The following is a 16,581-nucleotide window of genomic DNA, read 5'->3' on the forward strand; positions in this document are numbered from 1 at the left end:
ATTATTTTGTATATTTTACAGCTTTCTCCATAGATAAAGCACCATCAAATAAAGTTTGTTCTTCATAACTATTTGCAATTAATTGAAGTCCTATTGGAAGTCCTTCGCTATCTTTTGCAACTGGTAAACTAATAGCTGGAAGACCTGCTAAATTTACACCAATTGTATATAAATCCGCCAAATACATCTCCAAAGCATTTGAATATGATCCAAATTTTGGAGCAGTAGTTGGAGCAACTGGAGCTAAAATTAAATCAGAATTTTCAAAAATTTTATCAAATTCCGCTTTTATAAGGCTTCTAACTTTTTGAGCTTTTATATAATAAGCATCATAATATCCAGAACTTAAAACAAAAGATCCAACCATCAATCTTTTTTTAACTTCATATCCAAAACCTTGAGTTTTTGTATCAAAATACATATCTTTTAAGCTTGTACTATCTGCTCTATAACCATATCGTACTCCATCAAACCTAGCTAAGTTTGCACTTGCTTCTGCTGCAGAGATAATATAATATGTTGAAATTATTTTATTTGTATCTATCATATTTGCATGAACAATTTTGTGTCCCTGCTCTTTTAAAAGTTCAACAGTATTATTAAATGCTGTTTGTATTTCACTAGAAGCTTGCTCAACAAAATTATCAATAACTGTAATTGTAAATTTTTTATTAATATCTAAATTTGGAGTAACTTTTTTATAATCAATATTTGCACTAGTAGAATCTTTTTCATCATGTCCTGCTATTATGTCATATAAAATTGCTGCATCTTCTACATTTTGAGTAATTGGTCCACATTGATCAAGAGATGATGAGTAAGCAGCGATTCCATATCTTGAAACTCTTCCATAAGTTGGTTTCATTCCAACAACACCACAATAAGCTGCAGGTTGTCTAATACTACCACCTGTATCTGTTCCAAGTGCAGCAATAGCAATTCCAGCTGCAACAGCTGCAGCACTACCACCACTACTTCCTCCTGGAATTCTTGAATTATCAATAGGATTTAAAGTTTTTCCATGAGCTGAACTCTCTGTAGAACTTCCCATTGCAAACTCATCCATATTTGTAAGTCCAAAAGGACTTAATCCTGAACTTTCTAATTTTTCAATAACAGTTGCATTAAAAGGTGAAATATAACCTTTTAAAATGTTACTTGAACAAGTAAGTTCCCAATTTTTAACATTTATATTGTTTTTAATAGCTATTGGAATTCCATTTCCATAACTATAAATATCTTTATTCTCTAATTGTTCAATATAAGCGCCTACATTACTATTTTTAATCTTTATTTTTAAATCATCTTTTAATTTTTCTATATCTTCACTACTTAATTTGAGTGCTTCTTTTAAAGTCATAAATCGGTTCTCCTAAGATTTCTAGGTATAATAAACGCCTGATTTTATCTAAATTTTGTTTAAAAAAAGTGTAAGTGGATTTTGGAAAGGTTATTTTTTTAGAAAATAGAGTTTTTTTAATAAAAAAAGGGATAGGAAACTATCCCCTAAAAATTAGATGAAAGAGATAAATGCCATTGGAGTAGCATCACCTTTTCTGATTCTTGTTTTAATAATAGATGTATATCCACCATTTCTACCTTCGTATTTTGGTGCTATTTCATTTATTAGTTTTTTAGTAGCTTCTTTGCTTTGTAATGCAGCAAATACATATCTATGTGTATTTAAATCAGCATTTCTAGCAGATGTTACTAATTTCTCAATAAATCTTTTTAATTCTTTTGCTTTTGGAACAGTTGTTTCAATTTTTTCTCTCTCAATAATTGCAATTGCTAAATTTTTTAACAATGCTTTTCTATGAGCAGAAGTTCTATTTAACTTTCTATAACCGTGCTTATGTCTCATATTAAACCCTTAATTTATGCTTTTAATTGCTCTAATTTTCTTCTTAAAGAAGAAGCAATATTTTCTGGAAGTGTATTTTCAACTGGATAACCTAATGACTCTAACTTTTCAGCTATTTCATTATAAGATTTTGTTCCAAGGTTTTTGATATTTTTAACTTCAACTTCACTCATAAGTACTAACTCACCTAAATATTTAATTCCATTTCTATCTAAAGCATTGTAGCTTCTAGCAGTCAAGTTTAAATCTTCAATTTTTACAACTAAATCTTTAAGCTCAACATTATCATCACTTGTATCATTAATTGATACTTCTGATAAATCAAAAACTTTATTAAATACTGACATTTGTGAATACATAACACTAACAGCCTCTTTAAATGCAGTAATTGGACTAATTTGTCCATTTGTGATTACATTAAATACAGCTTTTTCAAAGTTTGGATTATCTTCAACCAACATTTTTTCAATACTATAAACAACTTTTCTAACTGGTGTAAAAAAAGCATCAATTGGTATAAAATCTGGCCCAACGATATCTCTAATATCTTCAGATGGCATATATCCAATACCTTTTTGAATAATAACTGTAAAAGTTAAATTACAATCACTATTTATAGTTGCTAAATGTTCATCTGTTGATACAACATCAACTTCAGAGTTAATTAAATCTTCACCTTTAATATCTCTAGGTCCGTTAAAAGAGTACTCAACAGAAACCTGATTTTTATCACCATTTATTTTAAATCTCATGTTTTTAAGATTTATAACAAACATAGCAACATCTTCAAGCATTCCTCTTAATGAGTCAAACTCATGAGTAACGCTTTCAATTTTAACAGCAATTGGTGCATAACCAACAGATGAACTTAAAAGTAATCTTCTTAACGGATGAGCTAAAGTTATAGCAAATCCATCTTCAAATGGATAAGCTGTAATTTTAGCTTCATTAGCACTAATAGCCTCAATTTCAACTTCAGTTGGTAAAAACGGAGTTTCTGCAAACTTTTTCATTGGCTACCTTTTTATTTTTTATTTAGAGTATAACTCAACAATTAATCTCTCTTCAACTGGAATAACTATCTCTTCTCTAGCAGGTATTCTTGTGAAAATTCCAAATACTTTATCTTTATCCACATTTACCCAATCAACCATTCCTGTTTGATTTGTAAGCTCGATAGCTCTTTTAATTTGTGGATTATTTTTAGATTTTTCTCTAATCTCAATTTTTTGTCCAGGTTTTACTATGTATGATGGAATATCAACTTTTTTACCATCTACTAAGATATGTCCGTGAGTTGTTATTTGTCTAGCAAATGCTCTAGTTGTAGCAAATCCCATTCTGTAAACAACATTATCTAATCTTTGCTCAATTAGAGTAATTAAAATTGATCCTGTATTTCCTTCTCTTCTAACTGCTTCTTTGAAATAGTTACTGAATTGTTTTTCAGAAATACCATACATAAATTTAACTTTTTGTTTTTCTCTTAATTGTAATCCATACTCAGAAATCTTAGTTCTTCTTTGTCCATGTTGTCCAGGAGCAAATGGTCTTTTTTCTAAAGCACTTTTACCTGAAAGTCTTCTCTCACCTTTTAAACCAAGGTCTGCTTCAAGTCTTCTTTCGATTTTTTCTACTGGTCCTCTATATCTTGCCATATTTTACTCCTTACACTCTTCTTCTTTTAGGAGGTCTACAACCATTATGTGCTAATGGTGTAACATCTTTTAACCAAGTAACTCTAATTCCACTGATAGCTCCAACTGATTTAACAGCAGTATCTCTTCCAGAACCAGGACCTTGAATTTTAATTCCTACATTTTTAATTCCATGTTCCATTGCTTTTGCCATAGCATCTTCAACTGCAGCTTGAGCAGCAAATGGAGTTGATTTTTTAGAACCCTTGAACCCTAAGTTTCCAGCACTTGACCATGCTATTGCATTTCCCATGTTATCTGTAACTGTAACCATTGTATTGTTAAAACTTGCAGCTATATGAACGATACCGTCAGCAATATTTTTTCTTACAATTTTTTTTCTAGTAACTTTTCTTTTTGCCATTATCTATCCTTATTTACTTGCTGCACCAATAGTTTTCTTTTTACCTTTTCTTGTTCTTGCATTAGTTTTAGTCTTTTGCCCTCTACAAGGTAAACCTTTTCTGTGTCTTAATCCTCTATATGAACCTAAATCCATTAAAGACTTAATATCCATAGCAACTTTTTTTCTAAGATCCCCTTCTACTAGGTAGTTTTCTTGAATCTCTTTTCTAATTAAAGCAGCTTCATCTTCTGTTAATTCGAATGCTCTTTTATTGTAATCAATTCCAGTTGCATTTAAGATTAGTCTTGAATTATGTAATCCAATTCCAAAGATGTATGTTAAAGCATACTCCATTCTTTTTTTATTTGGTAAATCAACACCCGCGATTCTTGCCATGTGTCTTATCCTTGTCTTTGTTTATGTTTTTTGTTTTCGCAGATTACTCTTACGATACCTCTTCTTTTGATAACTTTACATTTATCACACATTTTTTTAACTGAAGCTCTTACTTTCATAAGTCTCGTCCTTCTTTGTTTGTGTTTTTTTCCAATTTTCAACAGGAAAAATCTAAAATAAAACTCTTCCAACTCTCTATAAAATACAAATTTAATTGATTAATTTTATAAAAACTTCTTTCATGGTTGAAAAAATGGAACTGCATTGTATTTAATTATTGCTTAAGGATAGTTTAATATGCTATAATTTTCAAGAATATAAATATTGGGAGTAAAATATGCAACTATTTAAAAACGATTTAATAAATATAGAGATAGAAAATAGTGAAATTCCTTGGTTAAAGATTTTTACAAATAAAAATATTAAAGAGTTTTCACAATGTGATAAAAAAACAAAACAAGAAATTTGGAAATATCTTGATATTATAGAGAAAAAAATGATTGAGTATTATAATCCAGATAAGATAAACATTGCATCTTTTGGAAACTATGTTCCTCATGTACATTTTCATATAATGGCAAGATTTAAAGAAGATAGCTTTTTTCCAGAACCAATGTGGGGTAAAAAGCAAAGAGAGGCAAACTTAGATTTACCCTCTTTTGAAATTTTTATAGATGAGTTAAAAAAATATTTTTAACTCTTTTTTAAATATCAATCAACCATCTTGGTTGATTTTTTCTATTAACTCTTTTAGGACTTTTTCTGATTCTTCTTTATAAATTTGACAAGCACCAGCATTTTCATGCCCTCCACCACCATATTGAAGCATTAGTTCACCAATATTTGTTTTAGAAGTTTTATTTGTAATAGATTTTCCAGTACTAAATACTACTTTATCTTTATCTTTTGCATAGAAGATATGAATAGATATATTTTGTTCAGGAAAAAGTGTATAAACCATAAATCTATTTCCAGGATAAATAATCTCTTCATCTCTATAATCTATTATTGCTAAGTTATTATAAACTTTTGTACATTTTTTAAGCTGTTCTTTAAATTCATCTTCATATTGAAAATATAAATCAACTCTCTCTTTTACATCAGGTAGTTCTAATATTTGATCAATATTATGTCTAGCACAATAGTCTATTAAATCCATCATTAATTGATAGTTTGATATTCTAAAATTTCTAAATCTTCCAAGTCCAGTTCTACTATCCATTAAAAAGCTTAATAGTGTCCAAGCTCTTGGTCTTAAAATATCTTCATATAAAAAATTTGCGCTATCAGCTTTATTTGCGCCTTGCATCATAGATGTAAAATATCCAGGGAAAACTTCATCTCCATCATAATAATCATAAACAACCTGTGCAGCACTAGGAGCATTAGGATTTATAATATGATTATCTCTTTTTTCATTTCTTAATGTTTCACTAAAGTGATGATCAAATGCTAAATAAACTCCATCTACATAAGGAAGATTAGTTGTTATATCATTATTTGTAATCTCAATCAACCCATCTTGCATATCTTTTGGGTGAACAAAAGTAATTTCATCTATAATATCAAGATATTTAAGCAATGTACCACAAACAAGTCCATCCATATCACTTCGTGTTACAAGTCTATACTTTTTTTCACTCATTAATAACCTTTATTTATTTATATACTCAACTATTTTATTACCCATAGCAACACAATTTAAAACTTCTTTTGCATCAAAAGCAGCTAAATCTTTTGTTCTATATCCATCTTTTAAAGCATCTTTAATTGCTTTTTCTATCATATCACTAGCTTTTTGCTCATTTAATGTATATTTTAACATCATAGCAGCACTTAAAATTGTTGCTATTGGATTTGCAATTCCTAGCCCTGCAATATCAGGAGCAGAACCATGAATTGGTTCATAAATTGCAGTTTTATCTCCAGTTGAAGCTGATGGTAAAAGTCCAATAGAACCAACAACCATAGAAGCTGTATCACTTAAGATATCTCCAAAAATATTTCCAGTTACAATTACATCAAACTGTTTTGGATTTCTCACTAACTGCATTGCAGCATTATCAACATACATATGAGTTAATTCAACCTCTGGATACTCAAGTGAAAGCTCATTCATAGTATCTCTCCAAAGTTGAGAAACCTCTAAAACATTTGCTTTATCAACAGAACAAACTCTTTTATCTCTTTTCATTGCAAGTTCAAAAGCAGTTTTTCCAATTCTAATTATCTCAGGTTTTGTATATACCATTGTATTAAATGCTTTAAATCCATCATTAGCTCTTGGTTTTCCAAAATAGATACCACCAATAAGCTCACGTACAACCATAATGTCACAACCTTTGATAACTTCAGGCTTTAAAGTCGAAGCATTCAAAAGTTCATCATAAACGATAGCTGGTCTTAAATTTGCATAAACACCCATTTTCTCTCTAAAATTTAAAAGCCCAGTTTCTGGTCTTAAATCTCTTGGAAGATTATCCCATTTTGCACCACCAATTGCACCAAATAGACAAGCATCAGAATTTAAAACACCTTGAACTGTCTCTTCTGGAAGAGGAACACCTGTTGTATCAATTGCAATTCCACCCATTAAATACTCTTTATATGAAAGTGTAAAATCACATTTTTTTGCAACAGCATTTAAAACTTTTATAGCCTCATCAACTATTTCAGGACCTATTCCATCACCTTTTATTATTGAAATATTGTAATTTTTCATTATTTAGCCTTCATTTCATCTATTGCATAATTAATTAATCCACCACTTGCGATTAACTCTTGCATAAATGGAGGAATTGGTATAAATTTATAAGTTTTTTTAGTTGTATTATTTCTAATCTCTCCATTATCTAAATCAATACTAATCTCTTCACCCTCTTTTATCTCTAAAGATTCTGGAAGTTCAAATATAGGAAGTCCCATATTAAAAGCATTTCTGTAAAAAATTCTAGCAAAAGAAGGAGCTACAACAGCAGCAACACCAGCAGCTTTTAGAGCAATTGGTGCATGCTCTCTACTAGAACCACATCCAAAATTTTCACCAGCAACTATAATATCACCTTTTTTTAGTTTCTTTGGAAACTCAGGATCTGCATCTTCCATAACATATTTTGCCAAATGTTCTGGATCTGAACTATTTAAATATCTTGCAGCTATAATAACATCCGTATCAATATTTGCACCAAAATTCCAAACTTTACCTGTGATTTTACTCATACCTAATTCCTTATTTTTATTAACCATTAAATATTAAGTAAAAATTTTATCCTAACTTTTAGTAAACTTTGTTTAAACACTCTTCTACATAGTTCAATATAATCATATCTTTAAATAATTTCGGTATAATGTCCTCCTATTTAAAAAGGAGGATTTCCTAAAACAATGAGTACTAAAGATATAAATAAAACTATCGAGCAGTTAATCAAAGAGTATAAAGACTCAATATTAACTTATGAGAAAATTATAAAAATTTTTCCAAAAGCTCCAACAGGTGCAACAATTAAAAAAATTCTTGCTCTTGTTCAGCTATATAATGTAAAAGTTATAAGTTCTCAAGAACAAGCAAAACTTCTAAATGATGAAGAGGCTAAAAAAAGAAAAGAGCAAAGAGAAAAACTAATCGAAGCAGAAGATGATGAGTTTGATTTACTAAAAAACAAAGAGCTTTTAGAGTGGTCAAGATCTGATTCCCCTGTAAGAATGTATTTAAGAGAGATGGGACAAATCCCACTTTTAACAAAAGATGAAGAGATTGAAATATCAAAAAGAATCGAGATGGGAGAGGATATTATTCTTGATGCTATTTGTTATGTTCCTTATCTAATAGACTTTATTTTAGAATATAAAGAACCTCTTGTAAATAGAGAGCGAAAAGTAAAAGAGCTATTCAAAAACTTCGATGATGATACTGAGGAAGAAGAGGAAGAAGAGGAAGAAATTGAAGATTATGAAGATGATTTATCTGCTGATGTAGAAGATGATGAGAAAAAATTATCTGGTGCAAAACAAAAAAAACTAGATAAAAGAGCTCAAACAATTATAGAAGCTTTTAAAAATCTTGAAAAACAGAAAAAAGAGTGGCTAAAATTTCAAGCAAAAGAAGTACCTAAATCTGATGATGAAGTAGATGTTATGACTTTTGATTTAGCAGTTGCATTTAAAAAGAGATTATTAAAAGATGCTTTACTTGATTTAGGACCTACTTCAAAATTAATAACTGAAATAGTAAAAGCAATGGAAACATCTTTAAAATCTGATGTTGGTTTTGATAGTGAATTAAAAAGATTAGAGTACAAACTACCACTTTTTAATGAAACATTACAAAAAAATCACCAAAAGATTCTAGATAATATAATAAATTTATCAAAAGCTCAAATTACTGCTATGGTTCCTGAAGCTACAATGGTTTCAACATATATGGAGATAAAAAAACTTTTCCAAACAGCAGAAGCTAGTAAAGATGGTTTTGATTTAACACCTGAAGAGCTAAAAGCTGTTTTAGAGCAGATTAAAAGAGGTAAAAAAATCACTGATACTTCAAAAGATAGAATGGCAAAATCAAACCTTAGACTTGTTGTATATATTGCAAAAAGATATACAAATAGAGGATTAGCTTTCTTGGATTTAATTCAAGAAGGAAATATTGGTCTTATGAAAGCAGTTGATAAGTTTGAATATAAAAAAGGTTATAAATTCTCTACTTATGCTACATGGTGGATTAGACAAGCAATCTCTAGAGCAATTGCAGATCAAGCAAGAACTATTAGAATTCCTATTCATATGATTGAAACTATTAATAGAATCAATAAAATTATTAGAAAAGGTATTCAAGAAAATGGTAAAGAGCCAGATGTTGAAGAGATTGCAAAAGAGGTTGGATTACCTGTTGATAAAGTAAAACAAGTTATAAAAATCACAAAAGAGCCTGTATCTTTAGAAGCTCCAATAGGAAGTGATGATGATGGTAAATTTGGAGATTTTGTACCAGATGAAAAAGCTCCGACACCAATTGATAACATTATGAAAGAGGATTTACAAGGTCAAATTGACCAAATTCTTGGACAATTAAACGAAAGAGAACAAGCAGTTATAAGAATGAGATTTGGTCTTATGGATGATGCTAGTGATAGAACTCTTGAAGAGATTGGAAAAGAACTTTCTGTTACAAGAGAGAGAGTTAGACAGATTGAATCAAGTGCTATTAAAAAATTAAAACACCCAAAAGTTGGTAAAAATCTTAAAAATTATGTAGAGAGTTAATCTCTATATAATTTAATTTACAATAAACCTTAAATAATACAATATACATAAACGACCTTAAAATAGGCACTCTTGAACTATTGACAAAATCCAAATAAACATATAAAATCAAATAAACATATTTTATAGTGTGATATAGGTGTAAAAAAATGGCAAGACATACAACGAATTTAACAGGTGTAATTTACAGAGATTGCATTACAAATGGGAAAGCTGACAAAGTATATTATATAAGATATAAAGATAAAAATAAAAAAACTATTGAGCTAAAAATTGGAAAATATAGTGAGGGTATAAGAGAAGCTTACTGTAATCAAAAAAGAAATGAGATTATAACAAAGCAAAGAAATGGAGAAGAGCCACCAGTAATAGCTCAAAGAAAAAAAAGAATAATAATATCAATAGAAAATATTGCAAATCACTACTTCAATGATAAGCCTACAATTAACAAAATAATAAGATCTTATTATAAAAATCATATTCTACCATTCTTTCAAGATTATGATTTTGAAAATATTTCCCGTGAAGATATTTTAAAATTTACAAATACTTTAAAATTAAAAAATGTAAATAGAACAAATAAGCCATTGGCATCTAAAACAATCAATGATATTTTGAATATTTTAAAAACAATTACAAAATATGGTTTCAAAAATGATTTGATTAAAAATGATTTTACAAAATATATAAATCTTTTTGATGTAGATAATACAAGAGAGAGATTCTTAACAAAAGAAGAGATAAAATTATTGTATGATAGAACAAAAGAAGATGAAACAATTTATCTATTTTTTAAATTAGCTTTAAATACTGGTGCAAGATTAGCAACTTTACAAAACATTTGTAAAAAAGATGTTGATTTATCAAATAAACTCTTAACTCTAAAAGATTTTAAAAATAATACAACTTATAAAACTTTTTTAACTGATGATTTAAATAATTTATTAGAATTTAGAATAAAGTATTTGGAGCCAAATGATAAGATATTCAAAACAACTCAAGAACTAAAAGCAAGAACCATTTTAAATAATTTATTCAATTTTGGTATAGATTTAGAGGATAGAAAAAATAAAGTTGTAATTCATACATTAAGACATACTTTTGCAAGTCATTTAGCTATCAATGGAACTCCAATTTTTACTATTCAAAAATTGATGAACCATAGAGATATCAAGATGACATTAAGATATGCAAAGTTAAGTCCAGATAGTGGAAGAGAAGCAGTTATAAATTTGGGGTTATGAAATAGTAAATAAAAATCAAATTTTTTTAGAACTAAATTTCAAAAATAAAAGACTTATAAAAAAATAAGATATTATTATATACTTACGAATAAAAGATATTCGTCCAATACCATCACATTTTATTTTATTATTTATTGAATCAAACTAAAAAAATGAAATGGTATGGCTAAGTAAATAGATACAAATAATTACTTGAGCTTATTATTATATATTAACCTACTATTTTTCCAAGAGCAATACCACACTCTGCTGAAAGTTTTGTATTTTTTGATATTGAATATTTATATATATTACTAGCAGTACTATTTTTTATATTAAAACCCGTTGGAACAAATTCATATACAACATTAAACCATCTTTCAATCATATCATCATTTCCATTTTTTAAATCTTCTAAAATATTTTGAGTTTGAAGAATAATGATAGAAAAAAATTCTTTCCATTGCTCATAAGTAACTTTTTTTAATAGTTTTTTATTACTATCTTGTGCTAAAGTAGATACTCCATAATAATTTCCTATTACAGAAAGCAACACTGCTTCCAAACATTCACCAAGAGCAAAATCAGGAATTAATGTTCCCATATTATTTAATTTTGTAGCATATGCCGGTTCATTATAAAAATTATTCATTTGGTAATGAGCTGATATATAAGCCTTAGCAACCTTTATGTAAGCATTAGAACGAGTAGTTTCTGGAACATAATCATACCCTTGTACGTTATCTAAGATAGTTGAAAAAGTTTTAAAAATATCTTTATCTCCGTCATTTATAGCTTGAGCATAAGTTCTTCCAATATTTTTTCTATCTTCAATAAATAATTTACTCCAAAGAGCATTAATAAATATTATTGCATTATTTAAAATCTTTGTTTTTTCTGTTATATCAGCATTTTTTATTAGATTTAATATTGTTCTAATAGTTGTTTTTATAAAGAAATAAGGAGATGATTGTAATAATTCAACCTCTTTATCTGTAGTTGAAAAGATATTTGTTTTTAATTTTTCTCTAAATTGTTTGAATTCTATACTACTAACATCAATATTATTACCTAATATATATTGTGTAATATCTAATATAATCGATAGAGAATCAATATAATTCAATTCATCCTCAGAATTATTAGACATAAAATGATTAATTTTCTCATTTGCTTGAGATAGCTTCATTTTAGCTGTTTTATCAATCATTCCTAATTCAAAAGCCAAATTGATTTTCTCTTTATTAGATATAGAATCAATTGTTTCTATATATTCTAGTCCAAGCATTTCAGCTATGAATTCAAGCCCAAAAATTTCAAGTCTTTCCTCAAGTTTTTTTATCGCTCTATTCCAAGCATATTCTACTCCCATATCAAACATACTATTATCAAATGCTGCTACTATCTTATCAGTTTCTTTTTTCGTTAATACTTTAATATATGATGAAATAGCACTAATATTAGTCTGCTCACTACTTGAAATTGTTACACCTCCATATGCTTTCCATAAAGGCTGTTTTTCTAATACAATTAAATCATTACTCATAACTTAGTTCCTTCAAATAATTATCACCATCATGTGATTGAAAATATATTCCTGCTAATCCTTTAACTTTACTAAATTCTAAAGAATAAGCTGCTCTTCTTCTGGCTCCACCTGTAACAGTAGATGTATCAATATCTTTATTATCTATAAAAATATTGTAACCTAAAATTTCCCCATTTGTATTTATCAATGTAATACCATCAATATTAAGAACTACAGCTAATATTCCAACAAAACTATAGTATCTTTCTGCAATATTTTCAATATTTTCATTATTTTCATTCAGAGAAAAAATAGAAACAAAATTCAAATACTCTTCAAAAATATTTATTGGTTTATCAAAAATTATTCCCTTTTGTAGAAAAGAATCTATAGGAATACCTTTATCCTGAATACAAATTACAGTACCATGAATTTTATCAAAATTTAGAGACAAAATATTAGAAATATTATCTATAAATTTATCTTTGTACTCATTAGTTATATCTTTTGTAAAAAATTCTACAAGTTTTCTTATATTATCTTTTCTATTAAATTCATACTCTTCTTCTATTACTGATATATGCAGGATAAATTTATTATCTGAATTAAAAAATAATAATTTAGAATTATCAACTCTTTCTAATTGAAAAAAATCTTTACTTGTCATTATACTTGAAATATCAATTGCAGTATTACCGTTTAAATTTTTATAAACTCCTATAGTAATATATGAATCATTTCTTGAAATAAATAAATTCCAACCATTTCTACTAAATGGTGCAATAGATTTAATAAATTTTTTAAAATTAAATTTTTCTATATTTTGTTTTACAATTTCTTGAAAAATAAAAGAAGGTAATAGTTTTCGATTTTTTTCTATATCTTTAATAAATAATATATCGAAATTTAATTTTTCACCTTCTTCTTCGTAATTAAAAAATTTTGGAAGGAAAGCATAGAACTGTTCTCTTAAATATTCATTTAAAATATTACCTATATCAAGCTTTTCAAAACATTCTTTAAATGTTCCAAATCTTATTGTTGAATGCATCTTGTTGCCTTAGTATATTTATTGATTAATATAATATAATTATTTATTATTTTATATTATAATTTTTAATTTTTTACTTATTAGCTAATTTAACTGCAAATATTTTGTAAAAACTGTTGTTACTCCAAACATATCTGTAATAAATATTATCTCGAAACTAATTAGTAAAATAGGTATTATTAGTATTATAAAATTATTCGATAATAATTCAATGTTTAAAAACAATCTTTTAAATCCTGTTATAATAAAATCATTATTCATATCAAGAATAGCTTTTTTATAATCAATAGATTCATGATTTTCACTATCTGTAGTAATATCTGTATAACGTTTTTGGTATACTCCTAATTTATCTTTACCGATCACTTCAAATTCTTGTTCTTTTGATAATTCTCTAATTAGCTCTTTTAACTTGTCACCACATTCCCTTAATGTTTCAGCTCTTAATTCATATCTCGATGTAGATATACTTATAGAAAAAACAAGAACAGCTACAGCAAGAAAAATTTGCATCATATTAATAACATTATTTGCTATTTCTAGTTTGATATTTGCATTTTGCATTAATGGAATAAAAACTAGTCCTAAAGATAACAATATAAGCGTAAAGAATGAAAATCTACCCAATTTTTGTAATCTAACTGATGCATTGTACCTACAATGTGCAGTTGTTCTAACATTAAATAAAAATTTTTCAATTTCTGAATCAAATTTTTTTCTCGAATGTCTACTAAATAACCAATTAATAATATTTTTAATTTAAAATCCTTTCTAAATAAATAAACATATTTTAGAATATCTAATTTATTAAATAATTCTCTATATTATAAATAACTTTTTCTTAGTTTTTATTAAAAGTACTGTAATTATTAAATTTAAATTCTTAATAACAATAATTATTTAGTTAGAATTTGTTCCTTTCAGATTAGCAAATATATCAATTGGCTTTTTCTCATTTTTATCTTTTACTATATTTTTTAATTCATTATTATAAATATTCTTAACTTCTTTTATATTTTGTTTTTTTGGCTTTTTTAAATATCTACTTAGGTTTGATTCAGTTAATCCTGTTTTATTTTTACATTTTGTTTTTAAATATTCTATTACTTGTTTTTGAGAATAATTTAACTCTAACAGTTTATTTATATCTTCTACATACTCATCAAATATTGATATTTTTTTCTTTGGTGTATTATTTTGAATAAACTTCTCTAAATCCATAAAATAAATCCTTATTTAATATAATTACATTAATATTTAATATTATACATTTTAATTTAATATAAATCAACTTATATTTATTCTTATTGATTATTAATGATATATTAGTTTAATATTTATTGATTTTATTTAATCAGGTAATGACATAAAATATTTAAGCAATAAATTGCTACAATATTTTAATGTCTAAGCTATATGCTTAACTATCGTCAAGCTTTCTTTTAAAGGAGTATTATGAGCAAGAATGAATCATCATATAGAGTTGATTTACATATATTAGACCATGCAGAAACTATTTATAATAGTATTGATGAATATAATCCTTTAAAACATAAAGCTCATTTTAAATGCTCTATTGATACAAGCCAATTAATTGCAAATGGATTTAATTCAAAAGATAAAATAAACAATGTAATGAAATTAATGCTTGATGAAATAATCAACACAAAATATACATTTAGAGTAAAAACAAGAGAGTATGTAGATAAAAATGGAAATAAAAAAGAGTACTTTTCAAATAAGAGCTTTGAATTAAGTAGTGATACTTTAGCTGCTTATCACAATAGAGCTTTTAATAGTGATATAGATTTTGATAATATTGAGCCACATTTTCACCTTTTATTTAACTCTACAAAACATACTGGATTAAACTATTATCATTTAAAAAAGCATTTATCAAATATTGCAAGTAAATACAACTTAATATTTCACTTTGATGAAGAGAAAGATAGAAGTGTAAATAAGTTTCAAGGTTTAATGGAAAAGTGTAGTAGATTCTCTTGGTTCACTCAAAAGATGACAGATAAGCAAGTAATAAACTATGTTAATTCAAAAGGTGATGATTTAACAAAGAACTTAGAGCTTTTATATGATTATGCAACTGCAACTGGTAATTTACAGTTTTATATTAAAGCTATGAACAATATAAAAAAAAGATTAGATAGATTAAATTTAGACTTTGAGTTTAGAGGTAATAATATAAAAGATATATACCCTATTCCCATTGATGAGATTACAAATGAAACTCTAATTGCAATAGCAAATAAAGATAAAGTAAAATTAAAAGAGCTTATGACTAGAGATAACTTTTTAGCAAGAGATTACATCAAATATACAAATGGCTTTCAATCTACAATAATTGAAGAGCTAAAGCAAAGAGATTATATTTTTCCTTTGATTTCATCAAATGATTTAATATTAGATAACATGAAAGGCAAAAGTAAATCATCATCTAATGTAAAAAGTGATGATAAATATCTATCTTTTAACAATGCTGTTAAAAATGATATATTAGAAGCTTTAAAATATGCAAAAAATGAAGTTGAACTAAAAGATATACTTTCAAATTTTGGATACAAAGATTTAGGATTTAGAAACCAAAATATTCAAGGTAAAAGAAAAAAGACTGGATTAAAATTTAATTATGAAGATAAAAGCTACACAGTATATTTTAATCAAATTGGACTTGATGATAGCACTATCTTATTTCACTTACAAAACAATGCAAAAGCTAATATTGTAAATAGTTTAGATTATAGTAAAAAATCAAATATTGAAAATCTAAAGTTTTTTAACTCATACCAAAATAAGATATTCAAAGATATTTACAATCTTGAAAGTGATATTGATTTATCAAGATATTATATCTCTCAAGAAAATGATAATGTTAAATTTACAAGTAAAGATAAAAATATTGAGATTGAAGATAGAATTGAAGAAATATTATCAACTGAAAATATAACAGATGAAGATGCTAAGTTAATTGCTCAATTAATGATTCAAAAAGGATGGACTGATATTAAGAAAGTTAATTTTAATGAGTCTAGTAAAGAGTTTATCAAGAAAATTAAAGATGAGTTTGAAAAAGATAATAGCCAATAGGGAGACCGTTAAATATTTCGTGTCAAAGTAATTCTGATAGGAGAAATCCTATCACACCAGAACTTAAATTTTAAGTTCACTATCTAATCTTCCTTCAAAAAATATTGCCAGT

General features: G+C 26.7%; 18 protein-coding genes. 4 read left to right on the plus strand and 14 right to left on the minus strand.

Features of this window, described 5'->3' with window-relative positions; translation table 11 throughout:
- Position 1: 1 nt before the first annotated feature.
- The 7 genes from gatA to rpmJ all read right to left on the minus strand — a co-directional run bounded on the left by gatA (position 2) and on the right by rpmJ (position 4,422).
- A complete protein-coding gene (gatA, locus tag AC5LG6_RS02865) occupies positions 2–1,360 on the minus strand; it encodes an Asp-tRNA(Asn)/Glu-tRNA(Gln) amidotransferase subunit GatA (protein ID WP_260964355.1) in 1,359 nt (452 codons plus the stop codon).
- Between the two features lie 153 nt (positions 1,361–1,513).
- Positions 1,514–1,864, minus strand: a complete 351-nt coding sequence (gene rplQ / locus AC5LG6_RS02870) for a 50S ribosomal protein L17 (RefSeq protein ID WP_066152590.1) — start codon at positions 1,862–1,864, stop codon at positions 1,514–1,516.
- Positions 1,865–1,878: 14 nt separating this feature from the next.
- On the minus strand, positions 1,879–2,877 hold the full coding sequence (locus AC5LG6_RS02875) for a DNA-directed RNA polymerase subunit alpha (protein ID WP_066152587.1): 999 nt from the start codon (positions 2,875–2,877) through the stop codon (positions 1,879–1,881).
- A gap of 18 nt (positions 2,878–2,895) precedes the next feature.
- Positions 2,896–3,522 (minus strand): 30S ribosomal protein S4, encoded by a 627-nt coding sequence (rpsD, locus tag AC5LG6_RS02880; RefSeq protein ID WP_066152584.1) that lies wholly within the window; start codon positions 3,520–3,522, stop codon positions 2,896–2,898.
- 10 nt (positions 3,523–3,532) lie between these two features.
- The gene (gene rpsK, locus AC5LG6_RS02885) at positions 3,533–3,925 is read right to left on the minus strand and encodes a 30S ribosomal protein S11 (RefSeq protein ID WP_066152581.1); all 393 of its coding nucleotides are present in this window, start codon (positions 3,923–3,925) and stop codon (positions 3,533–3,535) included.
- 9 nt (positions 3,926–3,934) lie between these two features.
- Complete coding sequence (gene rpsM, locus AC5LG6_RS02890; RefSeq protein WP_066152579.1) at positions 3,935–4,303, minus strand: 30S ribosomal protein S13; 369 nt, start codon at positions 4,301–4,303, stop codon at positions 3,935–3,937.
- A 5-nt stretch (positions 4,304–4,308) separates the two neighbouring features.
- Complete coding sequence (gene rpmJ, locus AC5LG6_RS02895) at positions 4,309–4,422, minus strand: 50S ribosomal protein L36 (RefSeq protein WP_004509205.1); 114 nt, start codon at positions 4,420–4,422, stop codon at positions 4,309–4,311.
- 218 nt (positions 4,423–4,640) lie between these two features.
- Here rpmJ and AC5LG6_RS02900 point away from each other — a divergent pair, with 218 nt between their 5' ends.
- Entirely contained in the window at positions 4,641–5,000 is a 360-nt protein-coding gene (locus tag AC5LG6_RS02900) for an HIT family protein (RefSeq protein WP_187471373.1), read from the plus strand.
- A gap of 18 nt (positions 5,001–5,018) precedes the next feature.
- Here AC5LG6_RS02900 and AC5LG6_RS02905 read toward each other — a convergent pair whose 3' ends face one another.
- The 3 genes from AC5LG6_RS02905 to AC5LG6_RS02915 are packed head-to-tail and all read right to left on the minus strand — an operon-like array spanning position 5,019 to position 7,522.
- Complete coding sequence (locus AC5LG6_RS02905) at positions 5,019–5,948, minus strand: DHH family phosphoesterase (protein ID WP_498585648.1); 930 nt, start codon at positions 5,946–5,948, stop codon at positions 5,019–5,021.
- Between the two features lie 9 nt (positions 5,949–5,957).
- A complete protein-coding gene (gene leuB / locus AC5LG6_RS02910) occupies positions 5,958–7,025 on the minus strand; it encodes a 3-isopropylmalate dehydrogenase (RefSeq protein ID WP_498585649.1) in 1,068 nt (355 codons plus the stop codon).
- A complete protein-coding gene (locus AC5LG6_RS02915) occupies positions 7,025–7,522 on the minus strand; it encodes a 3-isopropylmalate dehydratase small subunit (RefSeq protein WP_498585650.1) in 498 nt (165 codons plus the stop codon). The genes leuB and AC5LG6_RS02915 overlap by 1 nt, the downstream gene beginning before the upstream one ends.
- Before the next feature lie 165 nt (positions 7,523–7,687).
- Here AC5LG6_RS02915 and rpoD point away from each other — a divergent pair, with 165 nt between their 5' ends.
- Together rpoD and AC5LG6_RS02925 are read left to right on the plus strand one after the other, a co-directional pair.
- Complete coding sequence (gene rpoD / locus AC5LG6_RS02920) at positions 7,688–9,565, plus strand: RNA polymerase sigma factor RpoD (RefSeq protein ID WP_498585651.1); 1,878 nt, start codon at positions 7,688–7,690, stop codon at positions 9,563–9,565.
- Between the two features lie 149 nt (positions 9,566–9,714).
- Complete coding sequence (locus AC5LG6_RS02925; protein WP_498585652.1) at positions 9,715–10,809, plus strand: tyrosine-type recombinase/integrase; 1,095 nt, start codon at positions 9,715–9,717, stop codon at positions 10,807–10,809.
- Positions 10,810–11,020: 211 nt separating this feature from the next.
- Here the strand turns inward: AC5LG6_RS02925 and AC5LG6_RS02930 are convergent, their stop codons facing one another.
- The 4 genes from AC5LG6_RS02930 to AC5LG6_RS02945 form a co-directional block, all read right to left on the minus strand.
- Positions 11,021–12,334: a hypothetical protein gene (locus AC5LG6_RS02930; RefSeq protein ID WP_498585653.1), complete on the minus strand. Its 1,314-nt coding sequence runs from the start codon at positions 12,332–12,334 to the stop codon at positions 11,021–11,023.
- Positions 12,327–13,367, minus strand: coding sequence for a hypothetical protein (locus AC5LG6_RS02935; RefSeq protein ID WP_498585654.1), 1,041 nt, complete (start codon positions 13,365–13,367; stop codon positions 12,327–12,329). Before AC5LG6_RS02935 ends, AC5LG6_RS02930 begins: the two co-directional genes overlap by 8 nt.
- A gap of 84 nt (positions 13,368–13,451) precedes the next feature.
- Positions 13,452–14,126: an SLATT domain-containing protein gene (locus AC5LG6_RS02940; RefSeq protein WP_498585659.1), complete on the minus strand. Its 675-nt coding sequence runs from the start codon at positions 14,124–14,126 to the stop codon at positions 13,452–13,454.
- A gap of 141 nt (positions 14,127–14,267) precedes the next feature.
- Complete coding sequence (locus tag AC5LG6_RS02945; RefSeq protein WP_498585655.1) at positions 14,268–14,588, minus strand: hypothetical protein; 321 nt, start codon at positions 14,586–14,588, stop codon at positions 14,268–14,270.
- Between the two features lie 234 nt (positions 14,589–14,822).
- On the opposite strand from AC5LG6_RS02945, the gene AC5LG6_RS02950 reads away from it, so the two are divergent.
- Entirely contained in the window at positions 14,823–16,469 is a 1,647-nt protein-coding gene (locus AC5LG6_RS02950; protein ID WP_498585656.1) for a hypothetical protein, read from the plus strand.
- Positions 16,470–16,581 lie beyond the last annotated feature (112 nt).

It is taken from the genome of Arcobacter thermotolerans, assembly GCF_983172305.1.